9 protein-coding genes are annotated in these 12,833 nt (G+C 68.4%); 7 read left to right on the top strand and 2 right to left on the bottom strand.

Annotation, left to right across the window (positions count from 1 at the left end; translation table 11 throughout):
- Position 1 precedes the first annotated feature (1 nt).
- From CFB39_RS25135 to CFB39_RS25150, 4 genes are all read left to right on the top strand, one after another.
- Complete coding sequence (locus CFB39_RS25135; RefSeq protein WP_089474865.1) at positions 2 to 2,224, top strand: xanthine dehydrogenase family protein molybdopterin-binding subunit; 2,223 nt, start codon at positions 2 to 4, stop codon at positions 2,222 to 2,224.
- 15 nt (positions 2,225 to 2,239) lie between these two features.
- Complete coding sequence (locus tag CFB39_RS25140; protein ID WP_089474866.1) at positions 2,240 to 3,538, top strand: cytochrome c; 1,299 nt, start codon at positions 2,240 to 2,242, stop codon at positions 3,536 to 3,538.
- A gap of 152 nt (positions 3,539 to 3,690) precedes the next feature.
- A complete protein-coding gene (locus CFB39_RS25145; RefSeq protein ID WP_089427485.1) occupies positions 3,691 to 5,136 on the top strand; it encodes an NAD-dependent succinate-semialdehyde dehydrogenase in 1,446 nt (481 codons plus the stop codon).
- A gap of 375 nt (positions 5,137 to 5,511) precedes the next feature.
- Positions 5,512 to 6,990 carry a diguanylate cyclase gene (locus CFB39_RS25150; RefSeq protein ID WP_089474867.1) on the top strand — a complete coding sequence of 493 codons (1,479 nt, stop codon included), beginning with the start codon at positions 5,512 to 5,514 and terminating at the stop codon, positions 6,988 to 6,990.
- Positions 6,991 to 7,044: 54 nt separating this feature from the next.
- On the opposite strand, the gene tagH is transcribed toward CFB39_RS25150, so the two are convergent.
- Together tagH and CFB39_RS25160 are read right to left on the bottom strand one after the other, a co-directional pair.
- Positions 7,045 to 8,508 carry a type VI secretion system-associated FHA domain protein TagH gene (tagH, locus tag CFB39_RS25155; RefSeq protein ID WP_089474868.1) on the bottom strand — a complete coding sequence of 488 codons (1,464 nt, stop codon included), beginning with the start codon at positions 8,506 to 8,508 and terminating at the stop codon, positions 7,045 to 7,047.
- A 44-nt stretch (positions 8,509 to 8,552) separates the two neighbouring features.
- Positions 8,553 to 8,939 carry a TssQ family T6SS-associated lipoprotein gene (locus CFB39_RS25160; protein WP_089427481.1) on the bottom strand — a complete coding sequence of 129 codons (387 nt, stop codon included), beginning with the start codon at positions 8,937 to 8,939 and terminating at the stop codon, positions 8,553 to 8,555.
- A 629-nt stretch (positions 8,940 to 9,568) separates the two neighbouring features.
- On the opposite strand from CFB39_RS25160, the gene tssJ reads away from it, so the two are divergent.
- Genes tssJ through CFB39_RS25175 form a run of 3 tightly spaced genes read left to right on the top strand, consistent with a single transcriptional unit; the run spans position 9,569 to position 12,831 of the window.
- The gene (gene tssJ, locus CFB39_RS25165; protein WP_089427480.1) at positions 9,569 to 10,084 is read left to right on the top strand and encodes a type VI secretion system lipoprotein TssJ; all 516 of its coding nucleotides are present in this window, start codon (positions 9,569 to 9,571) and stop codon (positions 10,082 to 10,084) included.
- Positions 10,081 to 11,493 carry a type VI secretion system baseplate subunit TssK gene (tssK, locus tag CFB39_RS25170; RefSeq protein WP_089474869.1) on the top strand — a complete coding sequence of 471 codons (1,413 nt, stop codon included), beginning with the start codon at positions 10,081 to 10,083 and terminating at the stop codon, positions 11,491 to 11,493. Before tssJ ends, tssK begins: the two co-directional genes overlap by 4 nt.
- A gap of 15 nt (positions 11,494 to 11,508) precedes the next feature.
- Complete coding sequence (locus CFB39_RS25175) at positions 11,509 to 12,831, top strand: DotU family type VI secretion system protein (protein WP_089474870.1); 1,323 nt, start codon at positions 11,509 to 11,511, stop codon at positions 12,829 to 12,831.
- The last annotated feature ends 2 nt before the right edge of the window (positions 12,832 to 12,833 follow it).

Below are 12,833 nucleotides of genomic sequence, written 5' to 3' on the forward strand. Positions count from 1 at the left end.
CATGTCACGAGGACTGATCGAAGCCGGTCGGGCCGGCGCGGGCGTGTCGCGCCGTTCGTTCCTCAAGCTCGGCATGTCGCTGGGCGCGGCGGCCGGCGGCGGATTGCTGCTCGGCTTCAGCATGCCGGCCGCGGGTGACGATGCGCGTCGTTCGGTGATCGGCGGCGACGCCGCCGAGCCGGCTCAACCGGGCGTGTTCGCACCGAACGCGTTCGTGCAGATCGACCGCGCCGGCAAGGTCACGCTGGTGATGCCGAAGGTCGAGATGGGGCAAGGCGTCTATACGGCGCTGCCGATGCTGATCGCGGAAGAACTCGAAGTGCCGCTGTCGAGCGTGACGCTCGACCATGCGCCGCCGAACGAGAAGCTGTTCCTCGATCCGCTGCTCGGCGGCCAGCTCACCGGCGGCTCGACGTCGGTGCGCTATGCATGGGAACCGCTGCGCCGTGCCGGCGCCACCGCGCGCACGCTGCTGGTCGCGGCGGCCGCGAAGCAATGGAACGTCGATCCGGCAGCCTGCCGCGCCGCGAACGGCGAAGTGCAGCATCCGCCGAGCGGCCGGCGCGCGTCGTACGGCCAGCTCGCCGATGCGGCGGCGAAGCTGCCGGTGCCGAAGGACGTCGCGCTGAAGCAGCCGGCGGATTTCAAGCTGATCGGCACGCCCGCGAAGCGGCTCGATTCGCCGGAGAAGGTCGACGGCACCGCGCAGTTCGGGCTCGACGTGCGCCTGCCCGGCATGCTGGTCGCGGTGATCGTGAACAGCCCGGTGTTCGGCGGCACGGTCGCGAGCGTCGACGACACGGCCGCGAAGAAGATCCCCGGCGTGCGCCAGGTCGTGCGCGTCGACAACGCGGTGGCGGTGGTCGGCGATCACACGTGGGCCGCGAAGCGCGGCGCGTCGGCGCTGGTCGTGAAGTGGAACGAGGGCGCGGGCGCGAAAGTCTCGACCAAGGATCTGTTCGCGGATCTCGCGCAGGCGGCGGCGAACGGCAAGGGCGCGGTCGCACGCAAGGACGGCGACGTCGACAAGGCCTTCGCGAATGCGAAGACGCGCGTCGACGCCGTCTACGAACAGCCGTTGCTCGCCCACGCGACGATGGAACCGGTGAACTGCACGGTGCACGTGCGCGGCGACGGCTGCGAGATCTGGGTCGGCACGCAGGTGCCGACGCGGGCGCGCGATACCGTGCAGCAGCTCACGGGCCTCGCGCCCGACCGGATCGTCGTGCACAACCACCTGCTCGGCGGCGGCTTCGGCCGGCGGCTCGAGACGGACATGATCGGCCAGGCCGTGAAGGTCGGCAAACAGGTCAACGCGCCGGTGAAGGTAGTCTGGACGCGCGAGGAAGACGTGCAGCACGACATGTACCGGCCGTGCTACTACGACAGGATCTCGGCCGGCCTCGACGCGAACGGCAAGCCGGTCGCGTGGCAGCACCGGATCGTCGGCTCGTCGATCATGGCGCGCTTCGCGCCGCCGGCGTTCCAGCACGGCGTCGATCCCGATGCGGTCGAGGTCGCGGCCGAACTGCCGTACGACCTGCCGAACCAGCTGGTCGACTACGTGCGCCAGGAGCCGCGCCACGTGCCGACCGCGTTCTGGCGCGGCGTCGGCCCGACGCGCGGCACGTTCGTGGTCGAGAGCTTCATCGACGAACTGGCCGCGCAGACCAAGACCGACCCGGTGCAATACCGCCGCGCGCTGCTCGGCAAGACGCCGCGCGCGCTCAACGTGCTCGACGTCGCGACCAAGGCGGCCGGCTGGGGCGGCCCGGCGCTGCCGACGGGGCAAGGGCGCGGCGTCTCGGTGATGCACGCGTTCGGCAGCTTCTTCTCGATCGTCGTCGACGTCGCGGTGGATAACGGCGAAGTGCTGGTGAAGCGTGTCGTGTGCGCGGTCGACTGCGGCATGGTCGTCAACCCGAACACGATCGAGGCACAGGTGCAGGGCGGCATCATCTTCGGGATTACCGGCGCGCTGTATGGCGAGATCACGATCGAGGAGGGCCGCGTCGTGCAGAGCAACTTCACCGACTACCGGATGCTGCGGATCAACGAGACGCCGCCGATCGAGGTGCATCTCGTGAAAAGCGGCGAGGCGCCGGGCGGGATCGGCGAGCCGGGTACGGCCGCGACCGCCGCGGCGGTGGCGAACGCGATCTTCGCGGCAACCGGCAAGCGGCTGCGCAAGCTGCCGGTCGGCGACCAGCTGAAGACGGCTTGAGGGGAGGAGACGACCATGCAAAACCTCACCCTGAAGATGCTCGGCACGTCGTTGCTCGCCGTGTCTGCGCTGCTGGCCGGCACAGCCGCGCACGCCGCGCAGGCGGCGCCGGCCGACAGCGCGCTCGTCGCGCGCGGCGCGTATCTCGCGAAAGCGGGCGACTGCGTCGCGTGCCACACCGCGCCGCGCGGCACGCCGTTCGCCGGCGGCCTGAAGATGGTCACGCCGATGGGCGCGATCTACACGACCAACATCACGCCCGATCCGGAGACGGGCATCGGCGGCTATACCGAAGCCGACTTCGCCAGCGCGTTGCGCAAGGGGGTCGCGAAGGACGGTCACAACCTGTATCCGGCGATGCCGTATCCGTCGTACGCGAAGCTGAAGGACGACGACGTGAAGGCGCTGTACGCGTACTTCATGCACGGCGTCGAGCCGGTGAAGCAGGCGAACCGGCCGTCCGACATCCCGTGGCCGCTCAACATGCGCTGGCCGCTCGCGTTGTGGAACAAGGTGTTCCTCGACACGACGCCTTACGCCGACAAGCCGTCCAGGGACGTGGTGTGGAACCGCGGCGCGTATCTCGTGCAGGGGCTCGGGCACTGCGGGTCGTGCCACACGCCGCGCGGCGTCGGCTTCCAGGAGAAGGCGCTCGACGAAGGCGGCGCGGCGTTCCTGTCGGGCGCGCCGATCGACAACTGGTTCGCGTCGAACCTGACCGGCGAGCCCAACACGGGGCTCGGCCGCTGGAACGAGGCCGAGGTCGCGCAGTTCCTGAAGACCGGCGCGAACCGCCACGCGACCGCGTTCGGCTCGATGGTCAGCGTGATCAACCACAGCACGCAGGCGCTCACCGACGACGATCTGGCGGCGATCTCGCGTTACCTGAAATCGCTGCCGGCGGCAGGCGGCACGGGCGCGCCGCCGTACAGCTACGATCCGAAGGCGACGCAGGCCGCGCTGGGCCGGCCGGCGGCCGATCCGGGCGCGAAGGTGTATAACGCTTACTGCCTGCATTGCCACGGCGCGGACGGGCGCGGTTACGCGCCGCTGCTCGCGCCGCTCGCCGGCAATCCGAACGTGCTCGAAACCGATGCATCGTCGCTGATCAACGTGACGCTGAACGGCAGCGACACGCTCGTGATCGATGGCGTGCCGTCCGCGTATCCGATGCCGGCGTTCTCGAACCAGTTGAATGACCGGCAGATCGCCGACGTGCTGACGTTCATGCGCGCCGGCTGGAACAACGGCGCGCCGGCCGTGCAGGCGGCGGACGTCGCGAAACTCCGCAAGGCGACGGCGGCCGCGCGCTGAGCGCGGCCCCATGCGGAACGAGGGCGGGCCGGCGTGCCCGCCGCCACTGCCGCCGGGTGCGTGCCTGCCCCGGCGACGTGGCTTTTTCTGTCAACCGGCGCGCGGCCGTTCGCGGCAGCGCGCGTTTATCGACGCAATGTAGGGGTGTCTGGATGGCTAACGTGACTTATACGGATACGCAACTGCTGATCGACGGCGAGTGGGTCGACGCCGCGAGCGGCAAGACGATCGACGTCGTGAACCCGGCGACCGGCAAGCCGATCGGCAAGGTGGCCCACGCGGGCATCGCCGATCTCGACCGGGCGCTCGCCGCCGCGCAACGCGGCTTCGAAGCCTGGCGCAAGGTGCCCGCGCACGAGCGCGCGGCGACGATGCGCAAGGCGGCGGCGCTGGTGCGTGAACGCGCCGACGCGATCGCGCAGCTGATGACGCAGGAGCAGGGCAAGCCGCTCACCGAAGCGCGCGTCGAAGTGCTGTCGGCGGCGGACATCATCGAATGGTTCGCGGACGAAGGCCGCCGCGTGTACGGCCGGATCGTGCCGCCGCGCAACCTCGGCGCACAGCAGACGGTCGTGAAGGAGCCGGTCGGCCCGGTCGCCGCCTTCACGCCGTGGAATTTCCCGGTCAACCAGGTCGTGCGCAAGCTGAGCGCCGCGCTGGCCACCGGCTGCTCGTTCCTCGTGAAAGCGCCGGAAGAAACCCCCGCCTCGCCGGCCGCGTTGCTGCGCGCCTTCGTCGACGCGGGCGTGCCGGCCGGCGTGATCGGCCTCGTGTACGGCGATCCGGCTGAAATCTCGTCGTACCTGATCCCGCACCCGGTGATCCGCAAGGTCACGTTCACGGGTTCGACGCCGGTCGGCAAGCAGCTCGCCGCGATGGCGGGCCTGCACATGAAGCGCGCGACGATGGAGCTGGGCGGGCACGCGCCGGTGATCGTCGCCGAGGACGCCGACGTCGCGCTCGCGGTGAAGGCGGCCGGCGGCGCGAAGTTCCGCAACGCGGGGCAGGTCTGCATCTCGCCGACGCGCTTCCTCGTGCACAACAGCATCCGCGACGAATTCACGCGCGCGCTGGTCAAGCATGCGGAAGGGCTGAAGGTCGGCAACGGCCTCGAGGAAGGCACGACGCTCGGCGCGCTCGCGAACCCGCGCCGGCTGACCGCGATGGCGTCGGTCATCGACAACGCGCGCAAGGTCGGCGCGAGCATCGAAACCGGCGGCGAGCGGATCGGCTCGGAAGGCAACTTCTTCGCGCCGACCGTGATCGCGAACGTGCCGCTCGAAGCGGACGTGTTCAACAACGAGCCGTTCGGCCCGGTCGCGGCGATTCGCGGTTTCGACAAGCTTGAAGATGCGATCGCGGAAGCGAACCGTTTGCCGTTCGGTCTCGCCGGCTACGCGTTCACGCGTTCGTTCGCGAACGTGCACCTGCTCACGCAGCGCCTCGAAGTCGGGATGCTGTGGATCAACCAGCCGGCGACGCCGTGGCCGGAAATGCCGTTCGGCGGCGTGAAGGACTCGGGCTACGGGTCGGAAGGCGGGCCGGAAGCGCTCGAGCCGTACCTCGTCACGAAGTCGGTGACGGTGATGGCCGTCTGACGGTCGTCGATCGATCGCGTGCGCGGCGCTTGTTGGCGTCGCGCATGCGATCGGCGCGGGCCGGGCGGTGCGCCCGGTCTCTCGCCAGCGTCTCACTCCCGCCGTGCATTCGAACGGCGACGCTCCTCGGTATTTCAATATACGTGTCACTGCTGGCGAATTGTTTCAATTCCGTCACCGGCAACGACTCGCGCCGCGTCCCTCGGTGAATTGACGTCGGCACCTTCCGCCCGATACCGTTCAGCTCACGTGACCCGCAACCTGGCAAGTACGGACTGCCCCTCGTACCCGGATGTCACACTTTTTGGTATAGCTTATTCAGAAGAAACCATAACAACCGGTGCGTCAGCGTCGGCCCAACCTGAGAGGACACGGATGCATCCGCGGTCGGCAGCGCCGTACTACGTTGTGCTGGCGGGGACCTTGATAGCGTGCGCGCTGATGGGCCTCTGCGTGTTGCAGTTGTTTCAGAGCCGTCACGACGCGCTCGACCGCGCACGCGAGACGTCACGAAATCTGGCGCTCGTCGCCGAGCGCGACATCGAGCGCAATATCGAGCTGTACGGCCTGTCACTGGAGGCGGTGATCCAGGGCCTTCAGCGGCAGGACGTCATGGCGGCCACGCCGGCCCTGCGGCGCGCCGTCCTGTTCGATCATGCGATGACCGCGCAATTTCTCGGCTCGATGCTCGTGCTGGATGCGGCCGGCAACATCATCCTCGATTCGGCGAACGACGTGCCGCGCCAGGGCAACTTCGGCGATCGCACGTACTTTACGGTTCACCGGGACAATCCGAACGCCGGGCTTTACATCAGCGATCCCTATGCGTCCCGCCTGCGGGGCGGTTCGCTGAGCGTGGCGCTGACGCGCCGCGTGTCGAATCCGGACGGCTCGTTCGGCGGCATCGTGATGATCGCGGTCAATCTCGAGTATTTCCACACGCTGTTCGCCGGCCTCGCGCTCGGCTCGCACGGCGCGATCTCGCTGGTCGGCCGGGACGGCATCATGTTCATGCGCCAGCCGTACGACGTGCGCACCATCGGCCGCGACATCAGCAAGGCGGCGACGTTCCGCCACTTCATGACGGCGCCGGAAGGCTCGTTCATCGAGACCTCGACGATCGACCACGTGCGCCGCCTGTACTACTTCAAGACGCTGCCGCACCTGCCGCTGATCATCATGGTCGCCGAGGCGGAGCAGGACATCTACGCGGCGTGGCGGCGGCGCGCGATCACGATCGGCGCGCTGGTCGCGACCTTCGGCGCGGCGTTCATCGTGCTGTCCTTTTTGCTGGGCACCCAGCTGCGGCGCAGGATGCGGGCCGAATCCGAGCTGGTGATGCTCGCGCGCACCGACGGCCTCACCGGGCTCAACAATCGCCGCTCGTTCGGGGAAGTGCTGGACCTCGAATGGCGCCGCGCGCGCCGTGCCCGTTCGGTGTTTTCGCTGCTGTTCGTCGACGTCGACCGCTTCAAGGCGTTCAACGACACGTATGGTCACCAGGCCGGCGACGACGCGCTGGCGGCGGTTGCGCGATGCATCGGCGACAACATCCGGCGTCCCGCGGATACCGCCGCCCGCTATGGCGGCGAGGAATTCGTCGTGATCCTGCCCGATACGCCGGCCACGGGCGCGACCGAGATCGCCGAACGGATTCGCGCGGCCATCGACGGGCTCGCGATCGAACATGCGGAAAGCGAATTCGGGCGCGTCACCGCGAGCATCGGCGTGGCAAGCTGGGCGCCCGGGCAGGAAGGGGAGGTCGAGGCGGTGATCAAGGCGGCCGACGAGGCGCTGTACCACGCGAAGGAAACCGGGCGAAACAAGGTGGCCTCGCATGAAACAGGCACCTGACACCATCGCCGGCACGCACCGCCCGCCACCGACGGCCGGCGTGCCGTTCGACGCTCAATGCCGGCCGCTGCCGCGATAGCTTTCCACCTCCGCGTCATACGCCGCCAGAAACGCCTTGCCGAACACCGACGCGAAATCGTCCTCGATCGCGAACACCGTGTCGCGATGGGTCGCCGCGTAGCGATCCCACATCCTCGCCTTGTACAGCACGGGCACGCGCTTCTCGTACCAGCGCATCGCGTCGTCGCGCTCGCGCAGCCGTTGCGGCGAAAAGCGCGTCAGCAGATCCATCAACGCGGCGCGCATGCCGGCCACCATGCCGATCTGGTGCGCATGCAGATCCTGGAACGCGTCGCTCACCGCGCTCTGCGGCGACATGAAGCCCGGCAGCGGCAGCCCGAACATCTGCCGCAGCACGGCGCCGCCGTCCGGCAGCAGCTTCAGCGGGTTGTTCTCGCGATCGAGCAGCATCGTCATGTGCGCCTTCACCTCGCGCTTCAGGATGCTGCGCGACGACAGCAGCTCGACCGTGCCGTTCGCGAACAGCGCCAGCAACTGGCCCGCGATGTACAGCTGCTCGGCCGACCACTGATGCGACTCGGCAGCCGTATCGAGCCCCGCGCCTTCGAAGAACGCGCTCAGCAGTTCATCGGGCGTCGGCGGGCGGGCGGCATGCGGCGCCGGTTCGTCGGCCGGCTGCGCATGCGTATCGGCAGTGCGCGCGGCAGCGGGCTGCACCCGCACGTGTTGCGTCCACTCGGGTGCATGGTCGGCCTGGGTCGCGGACGACGCTTCGCGCTCCGTGTGGCCGCGATCGGCATGCGATGCCGTGCCCGTCGTGCCTGATGTGCCGATATCGCCCGACGGCTGCGCGAACAGGTCGAGCGGATCGATCGACAGCTGGTGCAGGTCGCGCTGTGAAGGGGCGGGCGGTACGGTTTGCGCCGCGCGGTTCGCCGGTTGCGTGGCATCCGCCCGTGCAGGGCCACCTGGTCGTGTACCGGTGTCCGCCGCCTTGCCGCGTGGCGCGAGACGATCCTGGAGAAGCCCCCACAGCCGGTTGCCGGCGCCTTTCGTATCGATCCGCGAAGACGATGCAGGCGAGGGCGCCGCCGACGTTCGCGCCTGCGACGGCGGATCGACGTGCACGCCGGTATCGGTCGCCATGTCGATGACCGGGGCATCGTCGCCCTGGCCGCCGTCGTCACGTTCGGCGCGCAGCACGTACGGCCCGATGCGGATGATGTCGCCGGTATTGAGCGGGCGCTCCTGCGCATAGCCGACCGGCTCGCGATTCACCTCGATCGTCGAGACGCTGCTCAGGTTCTTCAGCAGGCACGCGTCGTCGCCGACCTGCAGCAGCGCCTGCAGCCGCGATATCTGCCGCGTGTCGTCGCGCAACACGAGATGGTTGTCGCTGGCCCGGCCGATGGTGCCGCCGGGCGGATGAAACACGACGGCGTCGTAGGAGTCGTTTTCGACCGGCTCGCCGGCATGTTCGATCACGATCAGTTGCATGTCATACGTCGCTCGGTGAAGCGCTCGCGTGGAAACCGGTTCGTTCAGGATGACGACGCATGCCTGCGGCGCGCGAATTCGAACGCGGGCCCCCAGATCGGATGCCCCTTCTCGGCAGGGGACAAGTCGAAGCGCGGGTTGAGGTCGAGAAGTTTCGAGAACTCGGCGCGGCACGGCGTGATGCGGTTCGTCACGCAATAGCTGAACGCGAGGAGCTTGTGCGCGGCCACCTGCGTGTCGGTGTCGGCGCCATCGATCTCCTTCGCATGGCTCAGCAATGCGATCGTGCGCCCGTAGTCGCCGCTGTCGTACGCGGCGCGCGCGCTGTCGACCGTCGCGCGTGCAGCCGACTGTGTCGGGGACGTACTGCACCCGCCGGCCCCCAGCAACCATGCGCCGAGGAAAAGAACGAGCGATGAACGACCTTTCATTATTGAAATTAAAGATTGGCGTAATTGGAAGGTGGCACACAAGCGCTGTTGGATTCTAGTGCCAATCATCGATACCCAACCAGCTGTTACGTTTTGTTTCATTTCGCCAATCCGTTTCCCCCTGAATACAGAATCGACTACGAATTTCAGTGCTTGTGAAACCGAAAAAACGGCCTATAGTTCGCTGTGTTTTTCGGATTCGTCAGTTGTTTGGTCAGCGCACGTCAATGCACTGAAAACGGGGCATCCGTTCGTGCGAAACGAATAGCCTGGCACACCACCAGCGTCGCGAGCGTCCCTTGCCCGGCGGCCGGCCGGCGTACGTCCCGCGCCCATCCGACAGGTGTCCACGCCATAGAACCGGGCCGCCCAGGCGCACCGGTCGGATTAACTTTTGCCATTAATTTACCAATCTCAATTCAATTGCCCATCATCTCGCCAAAGCGACTTTCAAAAACCCCGATTGATATGACCCGGCTTTTTACAAGAACAATTTGCCGACACGGATTGCAATGGATGGATATGCAGGTTACACAATTACCGATCAATTAATTGTCCCTTTTTCAATCAGATCATCCGGTTTCGAAGTCGAAAACCGGCGCGCGGCTATTGGGTGGCGAGGGTGGCATATGCAATGGCGGTCGAGCAGTTTCATCGTATGGGGATGCGTGATGCTGTTGCCGGGGTGCGGTGCGACGGAGCACGCCGCGGCGGTGCCGTATGCGATCACGGTTGACGTTGCGCCGGACGTCAACCCTGACATGAACCGCAAGCCTTCGCCGATCGTGCTGAAGGTGTTCCAGCTCCGCGCGGCGTCGTCGTTCGACAGCGCCGATTTCTTCTCGCTGCAGGACAAGCCGGAAAACGTGCTCGGCGCGGACCTGCTCGGCACCGACCGCGTGATCCTGCGGCCGGGTGAGTCGCGCACGCTGCGCTATCGCGGCAACGTCGAGGCCGGCGCGATCGGCGTGGTCGCCGAATACCGGATGCTCGACAAGAACCGCTGGCGGCTGACGGTGCCGCTGCCGCGCGCGAAGCAGCTCAATCTCTACAAGTTCTGGCAGACGTCGCCGGGCGAGCTGAAGCTGTCGATCGCCGTCCGCAATGGCGGCGTCGCGCTGAACGATGCGAAGGGGCGCCCATGACCGAACCGACGATGTCCGCGACGCCGATCGCGGCGCTCCGCCAGCGGGTGGTGTGGACCGAGGGGATGTTCCTGCGGCCGCAGCATTTCCAGCAGCTCGAACGACACTGGGAGCGCTACGTCGCGCTGCGCTGCCTGCCGCTGCAAGGCTTCTACTGGGGCTTCGACACGCTGGAACTCGATCGCGAGCAACTGGCGCTCGGCAAGGTCGCGCTGCGCACCGCGTCGGGCGTGATGCGCGACGGCACGCCGTTCGACCTGTCCCATCCGGACGATCTCCCCGAGCCGCTCGACGTGCCGGCCAATGCGAAGGACCAGCTCGTCGTGCTCGCGCTGCCGCTGTGGCGCGGCGGCGGCGAGGAGGTGTCGTTCGGTGCGGGCGCGGGCGGCAGCCATGCCGCGAACGGCGTGAATAGCGCGAACGGCAGCGCCGACGTCGCGCGCTACGTCGTCCGCGAATACGAAGTGGCCGACGCAAACGCGGTCGCGCTCGGCCCCGCGCTGCTGCAGACGGGCCGCCTGAACGTGCGGCTGATGCTCGAAGCCGAGCTGACCGGCGACTGGCACGCGCTCGGCGTCGCACGGATCGTCGAGCGGCGCACCGACGCGCGGTTGCTCGTCGACGACGGCTACATTCCGCCGCGCCTCGTCGCGCAGCACGACACCGTGCTGCTGGCGTATGCGCGCGAGCTGCACGGGCTGCTCACGCAACGCAGCGAAGCGCTCGCGGCACGGCTGTCGGAGCCCGGGCGCGGCGGCGTGTCGGAGGTCGCGGATTTCCTGCTGCTGCAGCTCGTGAACCGCTATCTCGCGCTGACCTGGCACGCGCAGCAGCACGTGTCGACGCACCCGGAGGCGCTGTTCTGCGACTGGCTGAAGCTCGCCTGCGACCTGAGCACGTTCACGGCGGCCGGCCGGCGCCCGCAGTCGCTTGCGGTCTACGTCCACGACGACCTGCGCACGAGCTTCGCGGAGCTGATGACCGAGCTGCGCCGGTCGCTGTCGACGGTGCTCGAGCAGAACGCGATCCAGATCGAGCTGCGCGATGCGGGCAACGGCATCCGTGTCGCGACGCTGGCCGACCCGGCGCTGCGCGACACCGCCGGCTTCGTGCTCGCCGTGCGCGCGGACGTGCCGGCCGACAGCCTGCGTGCACGGTTTCCCGCGCAGGCGAAGCTCGGGCCGGTCGAGCGGATCCGCGATCTCGTGCAGCTGCAGCTGCCGGGCATCACGATGCGCCAGTTGCCGGTCGCGCCGCGGCAGATCCCGTATCACGCGGGCCATACGTACTTCGAGATCGACAAGGGCAGCGACCTGTGGAAGCAGCTGGCGCGCTCCGGCGGTCTCGCTTTCCATTTCGCCGGCGAATTCCCTGGGCTCTCGATGGAGTTCTGGGCGATACGCGGGTAAGGGCGGGGCGACGCGATGAATTCCTCCTCCGAATCGATCTCCCCCGGCGCCGGCGGATTCGTGCCGCCGAATCCGGGCGGCATGCATCCGGCCGCGGCGGGCGCGGCCGGCCCGACCGCGACGCAGCCGCGCCCCGGGCGCTGGGCCGCGAGCGGCACGAACCCGCTCGTCGCCGCGGCGAATCCGTTGCTCAACCTGGTGCCGCAGATCCGCTCGACCGTCCATCACCCGAATCCCGCGTGGCTGCGCGAGCACCTGGTCGTCGAGATCCGGCAGTTCGAGGCGCGGGCGCAGGAGGCCGGCGTGCCGTCGGAAGCGATCATCGGCGCGCGCTACTGCCTGTGCACGGCGCTCGACGAGGCGGCCGCGCTAACGCCGTGGGGCGGCAGCGTGTGGTCGTCGCACAGCCTGCTCGTGTCGTTCCACAACGAGACGTGGGGCGGCGAGAAATTCTTCCACCTGCTCGAACGCCTGTCGCAGCAGCCGCGCCAGCATCTCGACCTGCTCGAGCTGCTGTACTTCTGTCTCGCGCTCGGCTTCGAGGGCCGCTATCGCGTGCTCGACAACGGCCATGCGCAGCTCGACGCGCTGCGCCACCAGCTCGCGCTGACGATCCGCTCGGTGCGCGGCGAATTCGAACCGGCGTTGTCGCCGCACTGGCGCGACGTCGTCACGCGCGATGTCGCGCGCCGCTTCGGCGTGCCGCTGTGGGTGTGCGTGGCGCTCGCGCTGCTGATCGGCTTCGGCGTGTTCGTCGGGCTGCGCATCGCGCTTGCCGGGCATTCGGATCGGCTGTTCGCGTCGATCGATGCGCTGCACGTGCCGAAACTGCAGCCCGCGCAGGCGCCGCCGCGCCCGGCGCAGGCGCCGCGCATCGCGAAGTTCCTGGAACCGGAGATCGCGGCCGGCCTCGTGGCGGTGCGCGACCAGGCCGACCGCAGCGTGATCGTGCTGCGCGGCGACGGGGTGTTCAAGTCCGGCTCGACGTCGGTGATCGACCGCTACGTGCCGGTGCTCGCGCGCGTGGCCGACGCGCTGAACAAGGTGCCCGGCAACGTGCGCGTGACCGGCTATACCGACGACACGCCCGTGCATACGGCGCGCTTCGCATCGAACTGGGACCTGTCGCGCGAACGCGCGGAAGCCGTGCGCGGGATGATCGCCGCGCGGCTCGACCATCCGGAACGGCTCGCCGCGGAAGGGCGCGGCACGCTCGATCCGGTCGCGCCGAACGACTCGCCGGCGAACCGCGCACTGAACCGGCGCGTCGAGATCACGCTGCTGCCGGCGCCCGGCAGTGCCGCCGTCGGCGCGAGCGCCACGCAGGGAGCCAACTGACC

The sequence above is a fragment of the Burkholderia sp. AU6039 genome, from assembly GCF_002223365.1.
GTDB lineage: Bacteria > Pseudomonadota > Gammaproteobacteria > Burkholderiales > Burkholderiaceae > Burkholderia.